At 59.1% G+C, this 20,226-nt stretch carries 16 protein-coding genes and 1 other RNA gene; 11 read left to right on the top strand and 6 right to left on the bottom strand.

Translation table 11 applies throughout. From position 1 onward, the window contains the following. Window position 1 precedes the first annotated feature (1 nt). The 5 genes from I6L40_RS13775 to I6L40_RS13755 are packed head-to-tail and all read right to left on the bottom strand — an operon-like array spanning window position 2 to window position 6,591. Window positions 2-970: a hydroxymethylglutaryl-CoA lyase gene (locus tag I6L40_RS13775; RefSeq protein ID WP_216994429.1), complete on the bottom strand. Its 969-nt coding sequence runs from the start codon at window positions 968-970 to the stop codon at window positions 2-4. Next, complete coding sequence (locus I6L40_RS13770; protein WP_216994428.1) at window positions 967-2,955, bottom strand: biotin carboxylase N-terminal domain-containing protein; 1,989 nt, start codon at window positions 2,953-2,955, stop codon at window positions 967-969. The genes I6L40_RS13775 and I6L40_RS13770 overlap by 4 nt, the downstream gene beginning before the upstream one ends. Further along, window positions 2,952-3,806, bottom strand: a complete 855-nt coding sequence (locus tag I6L40_RS13765) for an enoyl-CoA hydratase-related protein (protein ID WP_216994427.1) — start codon at window positions 3,804-3,806, stop codon at window positions 2,952-2,954. The genes I6L40_RS13770 and I6L40_RS13765 overlap by 4 nt, the downstream gene beginning before the upstream one ends. An 11-nt stretch (window positions 3,807-3,817) precedes the next feature. Continuing rightward, window positions 3,818-5,452, bottom strand: coding sequence for a carboxyl transferase domain-containing protein (locus I6L40_RS13760; protein WP_216994426.1), 1,635 nt, complete (start codon window positions 5,450-5,452; stop codon window positions 3,818-3,820). Next, the gene (locus I6L40_RS13755; protein ID WP_216994425.1) at window positions 5,449-6,591 is read right to left on the bottom strand and encodes an isovaleryl-CoA dehydrogenase; all 1,143 of its coding nucleotides are present in this window, start codon (window positions 6,589-6,591) and stop codon (window positions 5,449-5,451) included. The genes I6L40_RS13760 and I6L40_RS13755 overlap by 4 nt, the downstream gene beginning before the upstream one ends. A 305-nt stretch (window positions 6,592-6,896) precedes the next feature. On the opposite strand from I6L40_RS13755, the gene I6L40_RS13750 reads away from it, so the two are divergent. The 8 genes from I6L40_RS13750 to ffs all read left to right on the top strand — a co-directional run bounded on the left by I6L40_RS13750 (window position 6,897) and on the right by ffs (window position 14,745). After that, complete coding sequence (locus I6L40_RS13750) at window positions 6,897-8,054, top strand: acyl-CoA dehydrogenase family protein (RefSeq protein ID WP_071910448.1); 1,158 nt, start codon at window positions 6,897-6,899, stop codon at window positions 8,052-8,054. 104 nt (window positions 8,055-8,158) lie between these two features. After that, window positions 8,159-8,956 carry an enoyl-CoA hydratase gene (locus I6L40_RS13745; protein ID WP_071910446.1) on the top strand — a complete coding sequence of 266 codons (798 nt, stop codon included), beginning with the start codon at window positions 8,159-8,161 and terminating at the stop codon, window positions 8,954-8,956. Further along, window positions 8,949-10,067, top strand: a complete 1,119-nt coding sequence (locus tag I6L40_RS13740) for an enoyl-CoA hydratase/isomerase family protein (protein ID WP_071910444.1) — start codon at window positions 8,949-8,951, stop codon at window positions 10,065-10,067. The genes I6L40_RS13745 and I6L40_RS13740 overlap by 8 nt, the downstream gene beginning before the upstream one ends. 50 nt (window positions 10,068-10,117) lie before the next feature. Continuing rightward, window positions 10,118-11,038, top strand: coding sequence for a 3-hydroxyisobutyrate dehydrogenase (mmsB, locus tag I6L40_RS13735; RefSeq protein WP_071910442.1), 921 nt, complete (start codon window positions 10,118-10,120; stop codon window positions 11,036-11,038). A 66-nt stretch (window positions 11,039-11,104) separates the two neighbouring features. Then, a complete protein-coding gene (locus I6L40_RS13730) occupies window positions 11,105-11,866 on the top strand; it encodes an SDR family oxidoreductase (protein WP_071910440.1) in 762 nt (253 codons plus the stop codon). Window positions 11,867-12,232: 366 nt separating this feature from the next. Continuing rightward, a complete protein-coding gene (arcD, locus tag I6L40_RS13725; protein WP_071910438.1) occupies window positions 12,233-13,669 on the top strand; it encodes an arginine-ornithine antiporter in 1,437 nt (478 codons plus the stop codon). 88 nt (window positions 13,670-13,757) lie between these two features. Next, window positions 13,758-14,546, top strand: coding sequence for a sulfite exporter TauE/SafE family protein (locus I6L40_RS13720; protein WP_071910436.1), 789 nt, complete (start codon window positions 13,758-13,760; stop codon window positions 14,544-14,546). A 102-nt stretch (window positions 14,547-14,648) separates the two neighbouring features. Continuing rightward, window positions 14,649-14,745: signal recognition particle sRNA small type (ffs, locus tag I6L40_RS13715), an RNA gene on the top strand. Between the two features lie 269 nt (window positions 14,746-15,014). Here the strand turns inward: ffs and I6L40_RS13710 are convergent. Next, a complete protein-coding gene (locus I6L40_RS13710; RefSeq protein WP_216994424.1) occupies window positions 15,015-17,396 on the bottom strand; it encodes a PilZ domain-containing protein in 2,382 nt (793 codons plus the stop codon). A 276-nt stretch (window positions 17,397-17,672) separates the two neighbouring features. Between I6L40_RS13710 and I6L40_RS13705 the strand changes: the two genes are divergently transcribed. From I6L40_RS13705 to hybO, 3 genes are all read left to right on the top strand, one after another. Next, window positions 17,673-17,861, top strand: a complete 189-nt coding sequence (locus tag I6L40_RS13705) for a hypothetical protein (RefSeq protein ID WP_033113872.1) — start codon at window positions 17,673-17,675, stop codon at window positions 17,859-17,861. 184 nt (window positions 17,862-18,045) lie between these two features. After that, entirely contained in the window at window positions 18,046-18,339 is a 294-nt protein-coding gene (locus I6L40_RS13700) for a hypothetical protein (protein WP_143241680.1), read from the top strand. A 753-nt stretch (window positions 18,340-19,092) separates the two neighbouring features. Then, window positions 19,093-20,226, top strand: a complete 1,134-nt coding sequence (hybO, locus tag I6L40_RS13695; protein ID WP_216994423.1) for a hydrogenase 2 small subunit — start codon at window positions 19,093-19,095, stop codon at window positions 20,224-20,226.

The following is a 20,226-nucleotide window of genomic DNA, read 5'->3' as shown; positions in this document are numbered from 1 at the left end:
GTTATGACTCCTGTTGCTGGGAGTGTGGCTGGCAGAGGCGGGCACGTAGCCGCTCTGCATTGGCGTGCAGGGCCTGACCGACTCGCGAGCCGTTGGGGCGACCGAGCTGCTCGCTCACCCACTGGCCGGTGGCCGCCAGTTTGTCGAGATCCACCCCGGTCGTCATGCCAAGGCCGTGCAGCAGGTAGACCACCTCTTCTGACGCCACATTGCCGGAGGCGCCCGGGGCATAGGGGCAGCCGCCAAGGCCTGCCACCGAGCAGTCGATGGTGCGAATACCCCGCTCCAGCGCGGGCAGCAGGTTGGCCAAGCCCTGACCGTAGGTGTCGTGAAAATGTACCGCGAGCCGCCCCGCCGGGATCTCGTGCAGCACCGCATCCAGCATGGGCGCCACCGTGCCCGGGGTGCCGACGCCGATGGTGTCCCCCAGCGAAATTTCGTGGCAACCGAGATCCAGCAACTGCTCGGCCATGGCGGCGACCCGTTTCGGGCGGGTCGGGCCATCGAACGGGCAGGCGATGACGGTGGATAGATAGCCGCGCACCTTGATGCCGAGGCGGCGTGCTTCCTGCACCAGCGGGGCGAAGCGCACCAGCGACTCCTCCACGCTGATGCCGATATTGGCCCGGGTAAAACCGTCGGAGCAGGCGGTAAAGAGGCCAATCTCGTCGGCGCGGGCGGCAATGGCAGCCTGCAAGCCTTGCAGATTGGGTACCAGAGCGCCGTAACGGGTCGTCCCCTTGCGCGGCAGAGCCTCGAACAGCGCTGCGGAGTCCGCCATCTGCGGCACCTTTTTCGCAGAGACGAAGGCGCCGACCTCGATGCGCTGCAGACCGCTGTCGGCCAGTCGCTGGATCAGCTCCAGCCGCTGGATCAGTGTCAGCGGGTTGGTTTCATTTTGCAGGCCATCGCGCGGCCCCATCTCCACCAGACTGACCTTGTCATCCGGCATGGCTGCTCCTCTGTTCATGAACTACTCGCTTGTTGGTTGATGGCGTTCTCCTCTAGGGCGGCATCGGCAAAGCGCACCAGCACGGCCCCTTGGCTCACCTGATCACCCTGTTTGCAATGCAGGGCTTCAATTACCCCGTTCCGCTCTGCACACAGCTGGTGTTCCATCTTCATCGCCTCCAGCACCAGCAGAGGTTGCCCCTTGTTGACAGCTTGCCCCTGCTCGACCAGCACGGCTACCACGATACCGTGCATGGGGGCGATGGCGCCCTGCGCCTTCTCATTTTCCTGATCATGGTGGTGACTGTGCTGCTGATCATCAGCAGTGAAACGGATGCGCTGGCCCCCTAGGGGCATGATGAAGGTTGCCTCCGAGCCTAGGACCGTCTGAATGGGGATCTGCTGCCAGCAGCCACCCTGTTGCAGCCGGATATGCTCGTCACCTCGCTGGTAGCAACGGTTTTCCCCTTGCCACTCAAACTGGCCGTCACGATCGCGAAGGGTCAATACCCGGCGCTCATCACCGATGCGTACCGCCGCTGTCCAGCAATGATCCGGCCCCAGTCGAAATCCGCAGATTTGCTGCCAGGGGGAGGTGCCGGCAGAGCGGCTCGCCAACCAGAGGGTGGCCAGCGGCCAGGCGAGCTCAGGAATGGGCTGTGCTGAGGTGGGAATGGGCCACTGGGTATGGTGGCCCATGGCCAGGACGTCGGGCTCTTCACACAGGCGCAGCAGCAGCTGGCCGTTGTGGACCAGCGGCCCGAGATCCAGTGCCGCCAGCGCATCTGCCAGTTTGGCGAACGCCTCGGCGCGGTTCTGGCCGTGGGCGATCAGCTTGGCGATCATGGGGTCGTAATATGGGCTCACCTCATCGCCAGCGGTAACGCCGGTGTCGATGCGCACGCCAACGGGCCAGTGGAGCCAGTGGATAGGCCCGCTGGCGGGCAGAAAACCGGCCGCCACATCTTCGGCGTAGAGGCGCGCCTCCACTGCATGGCCGCGCAGCACCACTTCCTCCTGGGTGAGTGGTAGCGGCTTGCCTTCGGCTACGGCCAGCTGCCAGGCCACCAGATCCTGCCCGGTTACGGCTTCGGTGACCGGATGCTCCACCTGCAGCCGGGTGTTCATCTCCATAAAGAAGAACTCATCCTTGCAGAGCAGAAACTCGATGGTGCCCGCCCCCTGATAGTGGATGGCTTTGGCAGCTGCCACGGCCGCATCCCCCATGGCGCGGCGCAGAGCCGGAGGGATGTCGGGGGCGGGCGCCTCTTCGATCACCTTCTGATGGCGTCGCTGCAAGGAGCAGTCCCTGTCCCCCAGATAGATGGCGTTGCCGAGGCTATCGGCAAAGACCTGTACTTCCACATGGCGAGCCTGGGGCAGATAGCGCTCCAGCAGTACCAGATCATCGCCAAAGGCAGCCTTTGCCTCCCGCTTGACTGCCGCCAGCGACTCGTCAAAGTCGGCCAGCTGATCGACCCGGCGCATCCCCTTGCCACCGCCGCCACTGGCTGCCTTGATAAGTAGCGGGAAGCCAATCTGGCTCGCCTGATCGCGCAAGAAGTCCGGCCGTTGATCCGTGCCGTGATAGCCGGGCAGCACAGGTACACCGGCAGCCTGCATCAGCGCCTTGGCGCCCGATTTGTCGCCCATGGCGAGAATGGCGGCGCCGCTTGGGCCGACAAAGCGCAGGCCGCGCTGTTCGCAGGCGGTGGCAAAATCACTGTTTTCCGACAGAAAGCCGTAACCGGGATGGATGGCATCGGCCCGCGCCTCTTTGGCAATCTTCAGCACCTTGCCGGTGTCCAGATAGCTCTCTCTGGCCGGTGCAGGCCCCAGATGCCAGGCCTCATCGGCCAGACTGGTGTGCATGGCGTGGGCGTCGGCATCGGAGTAGAGGGCGATGGTGTGGATGCCGAGGCGTTTCGCCGTCTTGATGATGCGCACGGCGATTTCGCCGCGGTTGGCGATCAGCAGGCGTTTAATCTGAGAGTGATGGGTCATGTCTCATCCTTGAAACGGGGACGCCAGGCGGGAGGGCGTTTGTCGAAGAAGGCCTGCATCCCCTCCTGTGCTTCGAGCCCCACCCGAACCCGGGCGATGGTCTCGACAGTTTTCTCTTCGTGCAGGCGGGAAGGATGGTCTTCTATCGCCGCCAGCAGCCGTTTGGTCTCTTTCATCGCTTCCGGCCCGTTGCGGCACAGACGCAGGGCCTGCGCCCGTCCCTCCGCCAGCAGTTGATCCGGTTGGCAGAGTTGATGCACCACATTGAGCCGACAGGCGGTGATGGCATCGAATGGCTCGGCACTGAGCATGTAACGGCGCGCCTGACGCATTCCCATGGCACGTACCACGTAGGGGCTGATCACCGCAGGTACCAGACCTAGGCTTACCTCTGATAGGCAAAAGCGGGCATCGTCGCTGGCCAGCACCAGATCGCAGGCACAGATCAGCCCCAGCGCCCCGCCATAGGCGGCCCCTTGCACCAGCGCCACCGTAGGGAAGGGGAGCTCGTCGAGGGTCTGCATCAGCCGCGCCAGTACTCGGGCGTCTTCGCGATTGTGCTCGAAATCGGTGTGGGCCAGATTACGCATCCAGTTGAGATCGGCGCCCGCGCAGAAGTGCTTGCCCTCGGCCCGCAGCAGCAGGGCGTGAGGACGTTCGGCGAGATCATGACCATGAAGATGGGCCAGATCATCGAGACAGTCGAGCAGCCCCAGCATCAGGTCGGCATCAAAGGCGTTGTGGCGGGCCGGGCGCGACAGCACCAGCTCGGCCAGTGGGCCGTGCCGCTCCAGCCGAAACGGGTTCTGGGTTGAAGAGCTGAGTGCAGGGGAAGTGAGTGGATCGGACATATGCTTGCTCCTTACATCCGGAAGATGCCGTACTGCTCGGGTGCAATGCGGGCACCCTGACAGGCAGCCAGTGCCAGAGCCAATACGGCGCGGCTCTGGGCCGGGTCGATGACGCCATCATCCCAGAGGCGGGCGCTGGCGTAGTAGGGGTGGCCCTGGCGCTCATACTGCTCGATCACGGGGGCGCGGATGGCGGCTGCTTCCTGCTCGCTCAGGCTCTTGCCCTCGGCAGCCAGCTTGTCCCGACGTACCTGCACCAGCACTCCGGCAGCTTGCTCGCCCCCCATGACAGAGATGCGGCTGTTGGGCCAGCTAAAGAGAAAATCGGGTTCATAGGCGCGGCCGCACATGCCGTAGTTGCCGGCACCGAAGCTGCCGCCGACGATCAGGGTGATCTTGGGCACCCGGCTGCAGGCCACGGCGGTGACCAGCTTGGCGCCGTGCTTGGCGATCCCCTCTTTTTCCGCGCTACTCCCCACCATAAAACCGGTGATGTTCTGTAAAAAGAGCAGCGGGATGGTGCGGCGATTACAGAGCTGGATAAAGTGGGCCCCCTTCTGGGCGCTGTCGCTGTGCAGCACGCCGTTGTTGGCGAGGATCCCCACCTCCATGCCGCAAATACGGGCAAAGCCGGTCACCAGTGTGGTGCCGAACAGCGCCTTGAATTCGTCAAAGTCAGAGCCATCCACCAGTCGGGCGATCAGTTCGCGGGCGTCGTAAGGGCGTTTGAGGCTGGTGCCCACCAGACCGTAGAGCTCTTCGATCGGGTAACAGGGTGTGGGGTAGGCTGGCTCATTGTTGGTTGGGCAGCCCGATGCCAAACCCGAGAGCGGAACATGGTCACTGCCCAGATGGGTGAGCAGGGTACGGGCGATGGCCAGGGCATGGGCATCGTCACGGGCCATGTGATCCGCCACCCCTGAGTGGGCGCAGTGCACCTCGGCGCCACCCAGTGCCTCGGCGCTGATCTCCTCACCGGTGGCGGCCTTGACCAGCGGCGGGCCGGCCAGAAAGATGGTGGCCTGCTCCCTGACCATGATCGACTCGTCCGCCATGGCGGGGACGTAGGCGCCGCCTGCGGTGCAGAGCCCCATCACCACCGCCAGCTGGGGGATGTTCTGGGCCGACATGCGGGCCTGGTTGTAGAAGATGCGACCAAAATGATCCCGGTCGGGGAACACCTCATCCTGCATCGGCAGAAAGGCGCCGCCGGAATCCACCAGATAGAGGCAGGGGAGGCGCAGCCGCTCGGCGATGGCCTGGGCGCGCAGGTGCTTTTTCACTGTGAGCGGGTAGTAGGTGCCGCCCTTCACGGTGGCGTCGTTCACCACCAGCATACAGAGCCTGCCCGAGACCCGGCCGATGCCGGTGATGATGCCGGCGGCGGGCACCGGCTCGTCATAGACCTGCCAGCCAGCCAGCGCCGACAGTTCGAGAAACGGGGAGCCCGGGTCCAGCAGCTGATTGATGCGCTCGCGGGGCAGCAGCTTGCCACGGGCCTGATGGCGGGCGTTGTTGGCCGAGCCGCCTCCTTGGGCGATCTCGGCAATGCGGGCATGGAGATCGTCGACCAGCCCCTGCATGGCGGCCCGATTGGCTGCATATTCCGGGCTCGCCGTGTCGAGACGGGAGTGGAGCCTGCTCATGCGTTATCCCCCATCAGCTCGCGGCCGATCAGCCAGCGGCGGATCTCAGAGGTGCCGGCTCCGATCTCGTAGAGTTTGGCGTCCCGCAGCAGACGGCCGGTGGGGTATTCGTTGATGTAGCCGTTGCCGCCGAGCAGCTGGATGGCATCGAGCGCCATCTGGGTGGCATTTTCGGCGGCAAACAGGATAGCGGCGGCGCAATCTTTACGGCTGGTGCGGCCCTGATCGCAGGCGCTCGCCACCGAATAGACCAGCGCCCGGCTGCTGGCGAGGCGGGTATACATGTCGGCGAGCTTGCCCTGTACCAGCTGGAACTCGCCGATGGCCTGGCCAAACTGCTTGCGCTCGCGCACATAGGGCAGCACCACATCCATGCAAGCCTGCATGATGCCAAGGGGGCCTGCTGCCAGCACTACCCGTTCGTAATCGAGCCCGCTCATCAGCACCTTGACCCCGCCGTGCAAGGGGCCCAGCAGGTTTTCCTGCGGCACCCGGCAGTTGTCGAACACCAGCTCGCAGGTGCTGGAGCCGCGCATGCCGAGCTTGTCGAGCTTCTGGGCGGTGGAGAAACCAGGAGTCCCCGCCTCGACGATAAAGGCAGAAATCCCTTTGGGACCGGCACTGGCATCTGTCTTGGCATAGATGACGAAGGTCTCGGCATCCGGACCGTTGGTGATCCACATCTTGTTGCCGTTCAGCACAAAGTGCTCCCCCTCGCGCACTGCGGTGAGGCGCATGCTGACCACATCGGACCCGGCGCCCGGCTCGCTCATGGCCAGCGCCCCCACATGCTCGCCGCTCACCAGCGGGGGGAGGTAGCGTGCTTTTTGCTCCGGCGTGCCGTGGCGGTGGATCTGGTTGATGCAGAGGTTGGAGTGGGCGCCGTAGGAGAGGCCGACCGAGGCGCTGGCGCGGCTCACTTGCTCCATCACCAGCACATGGGCCAGATAGCCGAGATTCACCCCGTCATACTCCTCCGCCACCGTGATGCCGTGCAGCCCCAGCTCACCCATCCGAGGCCAGAGATCACGGGGGAAGGTGTTGCTCTGATCGATCTCGCTGGCGCGCGGGGCGATCACTTTCTGGCAGAAAGCCGCAACCTGTTCGGTCAGGGCATTCAGGGTCTCATCCATCTGCATCCATGCTCTCCTTGCGGATATGACAGTCGGGTAGGAAGGTTGGTTCGACCGGCTGACTCTGCGTTATGGCTGGCAGTGGTCGGTCCATTTTTGTACTTCACTTCTGCCACAAGTTTACGTTAGCGTAAACGTAAATCAATTGTTAATCTGTTGTGTGTCGATTGACAGGTGGTAGTGAGATCATCATCAGCTACCACGACAACAGCGCTATAGTGGCAGATCCGAATGACCAGTGTGTGGGCGCCGCGTCATAAAGCACCAACTCAGGAAAATAAGCGTGGGGCAACAAGGGAGCGAACGACAAGATGGATTTTACCCTGACCGATGATCAACAGGCGTATGTGGAGGCGGCCGCCGCCTTTGCCGATGAGGCGCTCAAACCCCATGCCGCGCGCTGGGACAAGGAGCATGAGTTTCCGATCCCGACCATCAAGCAGGCGGCCGAGCTCGGGTTTTGTGGTCTCTATACCCCGGAGCAGTTTGGCGGATTGGGATTGCCTCGTCTCGATGCGAGCCTCATCTTCGAGCGCCTCGCCATGGGCTGTACCTCGACCACGGCTTATCTGACCATTCACAACATGGTGAGCTGGATGCTGGGCAGCTGGCTGCCCAACGAGGTTGCCAAGGAGTGGGTGCCCAAACTGGCCAGTGGCGAGCTGCTGGGCTCCTATTGCCTCACCGAGCCGGGCGCGGGCTCCGATGCGGCGGCCCTCAAGACCCGAGCGGTGCGCGAGGGTGACAATTATCTTATTGAGGGAACCAAGGTCTTTATCTCGGGAGCGGGCAGCAGCGATGTGCTGGTGGTGATGGCGCGCACCGGTGGTGAAGGTGCGAAGGGGATCTCAGCCTTTATGGTGCCGGCCAATGCCCCCTGCGTGAGCTATGGCAAGGCAGAAGAGAAGATGGGCTGGAACAGCCAGCCGACCCGGGAGGTTGTTTTCAATGGGGTTCGCATTCCTGCCTGCTATCGGTTGGGCGAAGAGGGGGAAGGATTCAAGTTCGCCATGCAGGCCCTTGATGGGGGGCGCATCAATATTGCCACCTGCTCGGTGGGCACTGCCCAGCAGGCACTGGACGATGCGCTGGCCTATGTGCAGCAGCGCCAGCAATTTGGTCACCCGATCAGCGAATTCCAGAGCGTGCAGTTTCGCCTAGCAGATATGGCGACAGAACTGGCTGCAGCTCGCCTGCTGGTGCGTCAGGCGGCAGACAAGCTGGATCGCGGGGCACCTGACAAGAGTGCCTGGTGCGCCATGGCCAAAAGGTTTGCCACCGACGTCGGTTATCGGGTCTGTGATGAGGCTCTGCAACTCTTTGGTGGCTATGGTTATACCCGCGACTATCCCCTTGAGCGCTACCTGCGCGATACCCGGGTGCATCGCATTCTGGAGGGAACCAACGAGGTGATGCGACTCATCATCGCTCGTCGGCTGCTGGCCGAGCAGGGGTTGGCGCTCATGTAGTGCTGGATGACACCTCAAGGGCACCAGCTTTGTGAGCCAGTCACAGGTTGGTTCCATGCAACTCTGTCATCATGGCTATCGCTCTACTGACAAGGACAAACGCAATGACAAGGATCAGGCTCGAATACAACGGCCACGTGGCCTACATCACCCTTGACCATCCGCCCGCCAATACCTGGACGCTTGCCAGTCTGCAAGCTTTCCTGCGGATGATGGAGGAGCTCGACAGCCGCCCCGATGTGGTGGCGCTGGTGATCCGCGGGGCTGGCGAGAAGTTCTTCTGCGCCGGTGCCGATCTCAACCTGTTTGCCGATGGCAATGTCGAACTGGCTCGCGATGTGGCCGACGCTTTTGGCCGTGCATTCGAAGCGCTGGCCCGTTTTCACGGCGTCACCATTGCGGCCATCAACGGTTATGCCATGGGGGGGGGGCTGGAAGTGGCGCTGGCCTGTGATATCCGCATCGCCGAACAGCAGGCGTTGCTGGGGTTGCCGGAAGCCTCGGTGGGATTGTTGCCCTGTGCCGGTGGCACCCAGCGTCTGACCGAGCTGGTTGGGCCGGGCTGGGCCAAGCGGATGATCCTCTGTGGCGAGAAGGTGAGTGCATCCCTTGCCTATGAGATCGGGCTGGTGGAGGAGGTGGTGAAAACCGGGCAGGCGTGGGAGGCAGCCCATCAGATGGCCCATCTGGTGGAACGCCAGAGCCCGAGTGCCCTGCGCGCCTGCAAGACCCTGATCAATCAGGGGCGCAGCGGCCCGCGCGATGCGGCATTGCCGCTCGAGCGAAGCTTCTTCCTCGAACTGTTTAGTGATGCCAACCAGCGGGAAGGGGTGGCAGCGTTTCTCGAAAAGCGCGCCCCGCACTGGCAGTACCAAAAGCCGGATGGTGCAACCCATGAGTGAGCCAGTAAGTATCGCAACCCATCCAACGGCTGATGGCCACCAGATCGGGGTGTTGACTCTCGACAGCCCTGCGTCTCTCAACGCATTGAGCCTGCCTATGATCCAGATCCTGCAACAGACGCTAACTCGCTGGGAGCAGGATCCCGCCATCGCTTGCGTGCTGCTGCAGGGGGCGGGCGAGAAGGCGTTCTGTGCCGGTGGTGATATTCGCTCCTTCTATTACCGCAAGCAGGAGGTGAGCGGATCGGAACTGTTTGAATATGCCCGCGATTTTTTCGAGCAGGAGTATCGGCTCGATCACCACATCCACTGTTACCGCAAGCCCCTTGTCTGCGTGGCGGACGGCATCTGCATGGGCGGTGGGATAGGTCTGTTTGCCGGCGCCGATTTTCGGGTGGTGACCGAGAAGAGCCTGTTCGCCATGCCGGAGGTGACCATCGGCCTCTACCCCGATGTGGGGGCCAGCTGGTTTTTAAGCCGGATGCCGGGGCGACTCGGGCTCTGGCTTGGTCTGACCGGCGCCCGCTTCAACGGGAGCGATGCCATCGGCCTTGGGCTGGCGGATCACGCCATCGCCAGCAGCGAGCGAGCCGACTTGCTGCACCGGTTGGCGGCACTCGACTGGTCAGCCTGTTGCGATTTCCGTGAGCAGATCGATCAGCTGCTGCGTGGCCTTCATAAAGATGCTGCAGCACAATTGCCTGCGCCCATCCTGCTGCCCCATCAACCAAAAATCGATGACCTGCTGGCGGGGCGAACGTTGGCGGGGGTATTGGCAAGGCTGTTTGCTGTCCGATTTGACGAAACGGCGGGAGAGAAAGGATTGGCCCAGGCGCAGGAGAGCTGTCGCACCGGCAGTCCCATCAGCCGTGCCATCCTCTGGCGCCAATATTGGCAGGCTCGCCGCCAATCCCTTGCCGAGGTATTTGCCGACGAACTGACTCTCTCGGTCAACTGCGTGCTCAAGGGCGATTTTGTGGAAGGGGTGCGGGCGCTGCTTATCGACAAGGACAGGGATCCCCACTGGCAGGATCAGCCTGCCGAGGGGGATTGGCTGGACGAATTCTATCGCTGGCCCCATGGAGACAACCCGTTGGCATGCAAGGGCTAGGCTCTGCTCTGGCAGCTGCGGTGCTATCAAGAACGCAAGGAGCAAGCAGAATGACAAGGATCGGATTTATCGGGCTGGGCAACATGGGGGGACCCATGGCAGCCAATCTGGCCAAGGCCGGGCATACGGTGCAGGTATTTGATCTGGTTGCCCACAGTGTCGAGCGAGCCATTGCAGCGGGCTGCATTGCGGCAGGAGATGCCCGCGAAGCGGTGACCGACAGTGATGTCGTCATCAGCATGCTGCCTGCCGGTGAGCATGTGCGCAGCCTCTGGTTGGGCGAGAGTGATGGTGAGCGGGGTGGGCAGGATCTGCTGGCAGCTTTGCCTGCCGGTGTGCTGGTGATCGACTGCTCCACCATCGATGTGGCCTCTGCCCGTCAGGTGGGGAGCGCGGCCCGTGCACGCGGCTTGCGCTTTATCGATGCCCCCGTGTCGGGCGGGGTCGCAGGGGCTGCGGCAGGTACGCTCACTTTTATTGTTGGCGGCGATGCTGCGGATTTTGATGCGGCCAAGTCCGTACTGGCCTGCATGGGGCAGAATCTGTTCCACGCCGGCCCCCCTGGCGCCGGGCAGATCGCCAAGATGTGTAACAACATGCTGCTTGCCATCCATATGGCGGGTACCGCCGAGGCGCTGGCCCTCGGGGTAAAGGAGGGGCTGGATCCGGCAGTGCTCTCCACCATCATGGGCAAGAGCTCGGGCAACAACTGGAGTCTGGAGCGCTACAACCCCTGGCCCGGGGTGATGGAGAACGTACCGGCTGCACGTAACTATCAGGGGGGATTTATGACCCGGCTGATGGTGAAAGACCTCGGACTCGCCATGGCGCTGGCCGAGCATGCTCACAGCGCCGTGCCCATGGGAGCACTTGCGCGCAACCTGTTTAATCTGCATGCGGTGAACGGAGAGGGAGAGCTGGATTTTTCCAGTATCGTCCGGCTTTATCTGGAAAAAGGCAGAGAGGGGTAGTGGTCGCCGGGCACCATCTTGCGGCTTGCTGGGTTCAGGCTATCGCAGGCATCACAAGGAGAGAGAATGGATATCAAGCAGAAAGTCATCGCTATTACCGGTGCCGGTCGGGGGCTGGGGCGGGCCATAGCGCTCAATCTTGCCGCTCAGGGGGCCGAACTGGCGTTGATCGACCTGAATGCCAGCGATCTGGCCGTGACGCAGGCCGAGGTGCAAAGCCGTGGCGGGCGGTGTGCCATTTTCGTCTGCAACGTGGCAAGCGAACCGGAGGTAGAGACCACCTTTGTCGCGATCAAGGCGCACTTTGGTCGGTTGCACGGGTTGATCAACTGCGCCGGCATTCTGCGCGATGGCATGTTGCTCAAGGTGAAAGAGGGGGAAGTTGTAGAGAAGATGAGCCTGGCCCAGTGGCAGAGCGTCATCGACGTCAACCTCACCGGCACCTTCCTGTGCGGGCGCGAGGGGGCCGCATTGATGGCCACAGGCGGGGAGGGGGGGGTCATCATCAATATCTCCTCCATCGCCCGTGCCGGCAATATCGGCCAGAGCAACTATGCCGCCAGCAAGGCAGGGGTGGCCTCGCTGGTGGTGACCTGGGGGCGGGAGCTTGCCCGCCACGGTATCCGGGTGATGGGGATCGCCCCCGGGGTGTTCGCCACCGATATGACGGCCGCGATGAAGCCGGAGGCGATGACCCGAATGCAGCAGGCTATTCCGGTCGGCAAACTGGGTGAGGCGCAGCAGCTGGCCGAGACCGTTGCCTTCATCTTTGCCAACGATTACCTCAATGGCCGGATGATCGAGCTTGACGGCGGTCTGCGGTTGTAAACCTTTACCAAGATTTACATTGAGCCCTGACCTCGTGGTCAGGGCTTTTTTATGCACTCTTTTGAGTTCCAAAGGTACTGAATGGCGATGCATGGGCACCATCCGGGTCGCTCTGTGGCGGCAGAAATATGAGAAATATCAATGGGTCTCAGTTAATTTGAACCAGCTCACAGGCCCTTGAGGTCAGTGCTGTAAAATTGCGCGCGGTCAAGGTGGTGCATGTTTGACGATGCGAGGGATTGCGGTCGGAATAGTCATGCAATATAGTTGCCGCCTTTTTCACGGGGTCCGGATTTTCAGCCCCTCCCATATCGCGCGCAGTATGAATACGGACGCTCTGCCGCCGCCTAATTAAACAGGATTGAGATGGACAAGAAACTAGGGCTTGGCGCCCTCATTTCGCTGGTGATCGGCTCCATGGTCGGCGCCGGGGTCTTCAGTCTCCCACAGAATATTGCTGCACATGCCAGCGCCGGGGCCGTCGCTCTGGGGTGGGCCATCACCGGGGTCGGCATGATCTGCCTCGCGCTGGTCTATCAAAACCTCTCCATGCGTCGCCCGGATCTCGATGGCGGTATCTTCAGTTACGCCAAGGCCGGTTTTGGTGACTTCATCGGCTTCAACGCCGCCTGGGGTTACTGGCTCTGCCAACTGCTGGCCAACGTCTCCTACGCCATCGTGGTGTTCAGCGCGCTCAGCTACTTCTTCGATACGCCGGATCACGTCATCTTCGGCGACGGCAATACGCCGGTGGCCATCACGCTGGCTTCCATCCTGATATGGTCGGTACACTCGCTGGTGCTACGCGGGGTGCAGGTAGCGGCCCTAGTGAACATCGTGACCACCATCGCCAAGATGGTGCCGCTCATCGTTTTCAGCGTGGCCATCCTGCTTGCCTTCAATATGAAGACCTTCACCCTGGACTTCTGGGGTCATGGCAACAGCGATCTCGGTTCCGTGATGGATCAGGTCAAGTCCACCATGAAGGTCACCCTCTGGGTCTTCATCGGTATTGAAGGGGCCGTGGTGGTCTCTGCCCGTGCCCGCCATCGCAAGGATGTCGGTCGTGCGACCGTGCTGGCCCTGCTGGGTGCGCTGGCGCTCTACGTGATGGTGACCCTCTTCTCGCTGGGGGTAATGACCCAGCCTGAGCTGGCCCAGCTCAAGAACCCCTCTACCGCCATGATCCTGGAAGCAGTAGTTGGCCCCTGGGGCGCCTGGCTCATCAACATCGGTCTGGTCATCTCCGTGATGGGGGCTCTGCTGAGCTGGACCGTGCTGGCGGCTGAAGTGCCCTACATTGCGGGCAAGACCGGGGTCTTCCCGGCCTGGTTTGCCAAGGAGAACAAGAACGGCTCACCGCAGGTATCGCTCTGGTGCTCCACCTGTCTGGTGCAGACTTTCCTTATCATCATCTACTTCCAGAACAGTACCTATCTGGCGTTGGTCAACATCGCCACCTCGGCGGCGCTGGTACCCTATGTTTTCTCAGGTGCCTATGGTCTCAAGCTGGCGCTGAAAGGGGAGACCTATCAGGGTCAACCGCATCAGCGCAAGCGTGATCTGTTGCTGGCCCTGATGGCGACCATCTATGGCTGCTGGCTGGTTTATGCGGCTGGCATCGAGTATCTGCTGCTGGTGGCGCTGCTCTACAGCCCGGGTATCTTCATCTACTGGAAGGCGCGCCAGCACCACGGTCTGCGTGGCCTCAACCGGCTGGAGCAGGGGATGACGGTGGCCTTGCTCGGTTGTGCCGTGCTGGCCTTCTACAAGGTGATGGACGGCACCATCCCCCTGAACTGACAGAGACAAGAGATGGCCCAAGGGCCATCTCTTCTTTTACACGCCGTCCGTGTCACAGGTGGTCGGCGTCGCCTCGGAAGGAATTTTTATGCTGTTTATGGGTTATCTGCTGCTGGGGGCTTTCGCCGGCATCCTGGCCGGACTGTTCGGGATCGGCGGCGGCCTTATCATAGTCCCGGTGCTGGTGGTGAGCTTTCACGCACAGGGGGTCGATCCCGATATCATCACTCATCTGGCACTTGGCACCTCGCTGCCGACCATGATCTTCACCGGTTTCAGTTCGCTGCGGGCCCATCAGGAGGCCGGAGCTGTCGACTGGGTGATGATCCGCAGGCTCGGTGCCGGCATGTTGCTTGGCGCCTGGCTCGGCGGCATGACCGCCAATCTGCTCAGTGCCAGCACCCTCAACATCATCATTGGCTGCTTTGCCTGGACCATGGCGCTGCAGATGGGGCTTAACCTCAAGCCCAAAGCGGAGCGCCATCTGCCTGGAGCGCTCGGTACCGGCATTGCAGGTACCGTTATCGGCTGGATGTCGGCACTGTTTGGCATCGGTGGTGGCTCGCTCACCGTGCCATATCTGAGCTGGAACAGCGTACCTATGCGCAACGCGGTAGCGGCCTCAGCTGCCTGCAGCATGCCGATCGCGCTGGCGGGTAGCCTGAGCTATCTCTATGCAGGATGGGGGCACGCAGATCTGCCCGAGTGGAGTGTGGGCTACATCTATCTGCCAGCCCTGATTGGTATTGTGCTCACCAGTACCCAGTTTGCCCGGGTGGGGGCCAAACTGGCACACAGACTCTCCCCACAGCGACTCAAGCAGGCGTTTGCCCTGCTGATGCTGCTGGTGGGGGCGAAATTCATGTTGTTTAGCTGAACCATTGGCCAGTTTGTTGAAAAATAAGGCAAACGATCTGTTGGAAGGCAGAAAGCCATTGCATTGAACGCCCAGTTTGCCTATTCTCCTCGCCGGTGGTCCTATTGGTCCTCTCGCATTGATAACCCGTCGACCTGGTCAGGACCGGAAGGTAGCAGCCAAGGCGGGGGACTCGAGTGCCGGGATGTGGCTGGTAGGGCCACCACTTGTTTCTGCAATTCAATAAGTTAGCTTCCTAAAGCCCTTGGTCATCCACTTTGTGTGGACGACAAGGAGCTCATCGATGAATCTCTGGCTCAGTCCCCACGGCATCTGGTATTACCGGAAAGTCACCACGCTCCCCTGTGGTCGTCGTAAAGAGATCAAAAAATCCCTGCATACCCGAGACAAGCTTACGGCTTGCGCTGTTGTGGCGAAATCATGGCTTCTGTTGGTTCGCCAGCACCTTGGCCTCTTGGTCAGGGGGCGCTAGGTTAATGGCTGTGTGATACCAAGTCGGAATAGAGTTGCTTCTGTCGTATCAGTCAGCTCACTGACCCCGACCACGCTCCATAGATCTTCTTCCAGCTTCTTGGCCTTGTGGATAGCAAATTTGGCTATGGTATCCAGCTCGTTGGCGACGAAATTGATGTCTGGTCGGCCGGTACGGGAGATGCCAACCAGCACTGAATAGAACTCTCCCTGCTGTAATACCTGCTCGATAAATTGCCGCTTTTCTTGCACGTTACCGAACGAATTGGCAAGGCAGCTCTTGATTTGGGGCCAACCTGAGTTTGTTTGCACGTACGATACGTAGACCTCTTCCTGCTTTGGTTTGTCATCTCGTTCCTGATGACGAAGCGGGGTCATCAGCACTTCTTTCAACAATTCCCCCTGAAACAGGGGATAGAGGTTGCCATGCTCCGGATTTGCAGTACAAACAGTGAGCACTCTTTGCAATGAACGTGGTTTGAGAGATTTGCCAATAGATGCCGGCTTCGGACTCCCATTGAGCTTGTTGACATAGAGTGGGGTGTTGAAAAGATGGCTGGTGTAAATATTGCGTAGAGCTCTGGCAAGTCCACGATAGCGGCGGTGCTCCGGGGCTGTTTTCAACTTTTTCTGGTTACTTTCGATAAGCAGAGTGAAGAACTGCCGGCCAATGTGGCGGGCGGTATCCCCTTCAATGCAAAGGTGCAATACCGTGCGGGTCATGTTGAGGCTGACCAACCGGTAAGGCAGATGCTGCAGGTCCATGGTTTTGGCAAGCTCCTGCAGGCGGGGCAGGGCAATGGTCACAACATCGTTTTGCTCACCGATAAAGGCCTCTTCCAGCTCAATTTGCATACCATGGGCGGAGATATCGCGGGTTAAGCCCTGCCAGGATCTGCCATTGTGGCTGATGGTTATCTCCGTTTTGTGGATGTAGCGTTGTTCTTTGCGTAGCTGAACATATTGCAGCAGCTCGATCTCGAAAGGCATGGGCTCTTGTTCGTGACCAAATCGTTGCAACTCGTTGGGGTTGTTGATTGTCCCCCCTTCCTGACGGAACTCTTCTCGTTGTGCATCGAGGCTGATCTCCTGCAATAAACCGCAATAACCTATCTGTTTGATGCGCTCCAGCAACTGGATGTCATGTAATTGGGACTCTTCGAGCCCGACAATCTGGCTCAGATCCGCTTCTGCCAACTCACACAGTTCCAGTGAAAATTTATAGACACGCCAGCTGGGGCGATGGGCACCCACCTGAAAGAACAGTTTGGTCAAACCACTTAGCCGTAACTCTTCTGATGTGGCAGAGAAGAAGTAGATTTTATTTTGCACGGTATGGGCAAAGCTGTAGAGCAGCGTTTCTTTGGTGGCCCCCGGTGCCGGGCAGAGGCGTTTCATCCGGTCGGCCGAAAACAGTCCAGCCAGTGCGTCACGGTTTTTTTCGTCACGCCAGTACTCGAGAAGGTGCTGATTGTTCTCGCTGCGCAGGGCTATCTCCAGCTTGGGGTTTGCACCCGAGCTAAAAAAGAGTGGTATACCTGTCATGCGCGGTAGATAGAACTGCTCGTGTCCCTTGATGATCGCAGCAGAAAGCAGGTGATCGACGCTTATTCGATGATGGCCTTTATTGGCTTTGATGAACTCTTTGATAAAGGTATCAAAGGCCGGGTTGTCACCAGTGCGGATCAGTATTAGCCAGAATCGCCCCTCTTTATTCTCCTCGCCCAGAATCTGGTACTGCACAGGTTGTTGTAATAGTGGATTGGCGCTGTCGTGCTCCAACCCGGTAAAGATGACCTCAACCTGATCACCGGTTTGATAGGTCGGTAGATAAGGCACCGAGATACGAATGCCCTCAGGAGAAAGATCCGATGTTTTGGCCAGGAGTTTGGCTCCATCCTTGAGCCTGACTTCTACAGGGGAGCTGATATGCATACGCTCTTGGCGACGGCCGTAATAACTGGCGAATGGGATAGTCTTGACTTCATATTGCTGGAAAGGGTTGGCCTGCGCCGTGGCTTTGCCTTTTACCCGGGCTTGCTGCCGCTGTTTTTGCCACTGCTGCATCACCTCGTAGACACCCATCGTGTAGTCATCACGGTAAATGAAGCACTGGCTCTGGAACAGGCTGATAGCCTCTGCCGGCATGAAGTGGATCATGCTTTTAAATTCATATACTTGACACTCATCTGCCAAGGCGTCCCGCATATCGATGACCCTGCGGCAGGAGGCGCACTTGCGCTGTAGCTCCATTTTGAGCAGAAAGCGCCCGTTATTGCTTTCAGACTCAGTGAGCTGTGCAAAAATGTCTGCGAAATTCTTTTTCCGCAGCTGAGGAATGAGTTGTTCAATCAACTTTTGTTGCTGTACTGGATCCATGTATTCCCACCGCAAAAGTCATTTTATGAGCACAAATACGGATTATCTTGCCGTAACAGTGAGGTGCAATCACGCTTGTTAGTATTGCATATCCTAACGACTCCTCATTATTCGCTGAAGTGCGTTAACAACACCACCGGCATCTCATAAAGCTGCACTGTTCGACTTGTACATTTGGATACATATCGTCACCAACGACACACGGAAGTTCGTCGTGCCCGGTCGTAGGATGAAGTCATGGAGAACGGCTCCATTACCCTAATAAGGAAAGTGACCATGAAAAAGATCATCCCCCTGGCAGTCGCTGCAGTTTTCGCCCTGACCTCTGGTTTCACCATGGCAGCTACCCCGACCAAGGCTGCAGCACCGCAAGCGACTCAAACCAAAGTCGTGAAAAAACAGCATCATAAAACCAAACATCATGCCAAAGCTCCGGCAGCCAAAGCAGCACCGGCAACCAAATAAGATTTTGGCTCCTGCAGCGTCACCAAGACCACAAGCACGAGTAAAGAGTTTGGTGGTAGTGAAGTAAGCGGAGAGTTGTAATAACAAGGGAGGCTGATGCCTCCCTTTCATATGTTTGTGAAACTGGCAGAAGTTCATGCCAAGCCGCTTTTCTGTATCTATCTCCACTCTGTAACGCTCATGCATGTCCTCTGATGTTTCATCATCTTCAATCAGTTCCACCTTTTTACTGCTACTGTCGCCAGCTTTAGGTTATCTCGTGCTTGCCGTCTCCTCCGGTTGCGTTGCAGGATTTCCTCAGCGCATTCGGGAGCAAACTGCCGCAGGAGCCGCCGCAAAATGGCTACATGGTCAACACTACGGCATAAATGAGCGGATTTTGATCAGCCAAGCCAGGGGCATCATTACCCAGGCTTTTCTTTTATCGACCTTTATCTTTCTTGATTCATCTCAAGTGAGACCGTGTAAACAAGAATAAATATCATTTTATAGTGTCGGTGCTCATATTTACGTGCTGGTTAATTAACGTAGGTGACGTCAAGGTAAATATGGTGATGGATGTATTGTTAACAACTGCAACTGTTTTTTTTGCTTGTTCTATAAAAACGCATCACCAAGCCGATGTCATTATCGAGACCAGTCGAATTGGTTTGGGTTTTTAAATGAATAGGAATGCATTATTGTGCGTAAAATGATCCAGTGAAGATATATTATCAAGTTGGGTCGGTGCAGTTTATAGAAATTGCCCTGCCGAAAAGGTATCACTCATGATGCAACCGATTAACCTGTTGCTGTGCTACTTGGAGAACCACTCCAAGCCGCCACCGTGTTGGGCTCATGGGGTCTATGACAACTGGCGATGGCAAGGATGTATGCAAAATCGTGAGTAAAGGTATATGGCATAAGGCATTTTTAACTTCGACTTCCCGCTTGTTGCATCCTCTTGTTATCTCTTCAGCTATTCATTTGGCTGCGGGGATTACATTAATCGAAAATGCGGTCCTGGATCGCTTCGCGATTAATTAAATTCTATTCAATTAAAAACTTTAAATTCACGAAGTCATAATTATCCCTTTGGGGGTAAATGCGTTTGTTTGTGATATGACGCGCCCTGTAAATAAGTTCAATTCCTGTGGAATTGATAGAGATCAATACTGAGGGGTAGGTGAGTCCTTAGCATTTCCGCTGTTAAGCATTTATCAGACAAGTGCTCACTACGGGAATAAGAAGAATGGTCGAGGATAATTTTTTATCGGCTCATGGGATTAATCGCCGTGATTTTATGAAATTGTGTGCCGGGATGGCCGCAACCCTGGGATTAAGTCAGAATGCCGTCGCCAAGATGGCCACTGCGCTCACCAGCCCCGAGCGGCCGCCGGTGATCTGGATAGGGGCGCAGGAGTGTACCGGCTGTACCGAGTCGCTGCTGCGGGCCACTCACCCCACCATCGAGAACCTGATCCTCAATACTATCTCCCTCGAATACCATGAGGTGCTCTCGGCAGCATTTGGCCATCAGGCTGAAGAGAACAAGCACAACGCCATGACCCGCTACAAGGGCAAGTATGTGCTGGTAGTGGATGGCTCCATTCCGCTCAAAGATGGCGGCATCTACTGCATGGTGGCCGGTGAGCCCATCGTCGACCATATTCGCCGCGCGGCTGCCGATGCGGCTGCCGTCATTGCCATCGGCTCCTGTGCCGCCTGGGGCGGGGTGCCCGCCAGCGGTGGCAACCCGACCGGCGCCGTCAGCCTTGAAGAGGCGCTCGGCAATATCGGCACCCCCATCATCAATATCCCGGGTTGCCCGCCCAATCCCCACAACTTCCTTACTACGGTCGCCTACTACATCACCTACGGCAAGCTGCCGGCGCTGGATGCCAAGAATCGCCCGCTGTTTGCCTATGAGCGGCTCATCCACGAAAACTGCGAGCGCCGTCCGCACTTCGATGCCGGCCGTTTTGCCAAGGAGTTTGGTGACGAGGGGCACCGGCAGGGCTGGTGTCTCTATCATCTGGGCTGCAAGGGGCCGGAGACCTACGGCAACTGCTCGACCCTGGAGTTCTGCGATATCGGTGGTGGCATTTGGCCCGTTGGTATCGGTCATCCCTGCTACGGCTGCAACGAAAAGGGTGTCGGTTTCAGCAAGGGGATCTTCCAGCTTGCCAAGGTTGAGAATCCGACCCCGAGGGTCAACAAGCCCGATGTGGCCATTCAGGAGGGGGGTCATATCTCTCCCACTTCCACCGCGCTGATCGGCGGTGCCCTCGGGGTGCTGGTCGGGGTGAGTCTGATGACGGTGCGTGAACTCGGTCGCCAGCAGAAGCGCCATGAAGCCGGGCAGCATCCGTCACGGGAGGAGTAA

Origin of the sequence: Aeromonas sp. FDAARGOS 1410 (assembly GCF_019048745.1) — a bacterium.
Lineage (GTDB): Bacteria > Pseudomonadota > Gammaproteobacteria > Enterobacterales > Aeromonadaceae > Aeromonas > Aeromonas jandaei.
Note: the sequence above shows the minus strand (reverse complement) of the source record. Positions and strands in the feature narration are given on the sequence as shown.

Bases quoted from the DNA above. Each gene is read 5' to 3' on its own strand.
- I6L40_RS13775 (WP_216994429.1), bottom strand. From the start codon at position 970: ATGAACAGAGGAGCAGCCATGCCGGATGACAAGGTCAGTCTGGTGGAG.
- I6L40_RS13770 (WP_216994428.1), bottom strand. From the start codon at position 2,955: ATGACCCATCACTCTCAGATTAAACGCCTGCTGATCGCCAACCGCGGC.
- I6L40_RS13765 (WP_216994427.1), bottom strand. From the start codon at position 3,806: ATGTCCGATCCACTCACTTCCCCTGCACTCAGCTCTTCAACCCAGAAC.
- I6L40_RS13760 (WP_216994426.1), bottom strand. From the start codon at position 5,452: ATGAGCAGGCTCCACTCCCGTCTCGACACGGCGAGCCCGGAATATGCA.
- I6L40_RS13755 (WP_216994425.1), bottom strand. From the start codon at position 6,591: ATGCAGATGGATGAGACCCTGAATGCCCTGACCGAACAGGTTGCGGCT.
- I6L40_RS13750 (WP_071910448.1), top strand. From the start codon at position 6,897: ATGGATTTTACCCTGACCGATGATCAACAGGCGTATGTGGAGGCGGCC.
- I6L40_RS13745 (WP_071910446.1), top strand. From the start codon at position 8,159: ATGACAAGGATCAGGCTCGAATACAACGGCCACGTGGCCTACATCACC.
- I6L40_RS13740 (WP_071910444.1), top strand. From the start codon at position 8,949: ATGAGTGAGCCAGTAAGTATCGCAACCCATCCAACGGCTGATGGCCAC.
- mmsB (WP_071910442.1), top strand. From the start codon at position 10,118: ATGACAAGGATCGGATTTATCGGGCTGGGCAACATGGGGGGACCCATG.
- I6L40_RS13730 (WP_071910440.1), top strand. From the start codon at position 11,105: ATGGATATCAAGCAGAAAGTCATCGCTATTACCGGTGCCGGTCGGGGG.
- arcD (WP_071910438.1), top strand. From the start codon at position 12,233: ATGGACAAGAAACTAGGGCTTGGCGCCCTCATTTCGCTGGTGATCGGC.
- I6L40_RS13720 (WP_071910436.1), top strand. From the start codon at position 13,758: ATGCTGTTTATGGGTTATCTGCTGCTGGGGGCTTTCGCCGGCATCCTG.
- I6L40_RS13710 (WP_216994424.1), bottom strand. From the start codon at position 17,396: ATGGATCCAGTACAGCAACAAAAGTTGATTGAACAACTCATTCCTCAG.
- I6L40_RS13705 (WP_033113872.1), top strand. From the start codon at position 17,673: ATGAAAAAGATCATCCCCCTGGCAGTCGCTGCAGTTTTCGCCCTGACC.
- I6L40_RS13700 (WP_143241680.1), top strand. From the start codon at position 18,046: ATGTCCTCTGATGTTTCATCATCTTCAATCAGTTCCACCTTTTTACTG.
- hybO (WP_216994423.1), top strand. From the start codon at position 19,093: ATGGTCGAGGATAATTTTTTATCGGCTCATGGGATTAATCGCCGTGAT.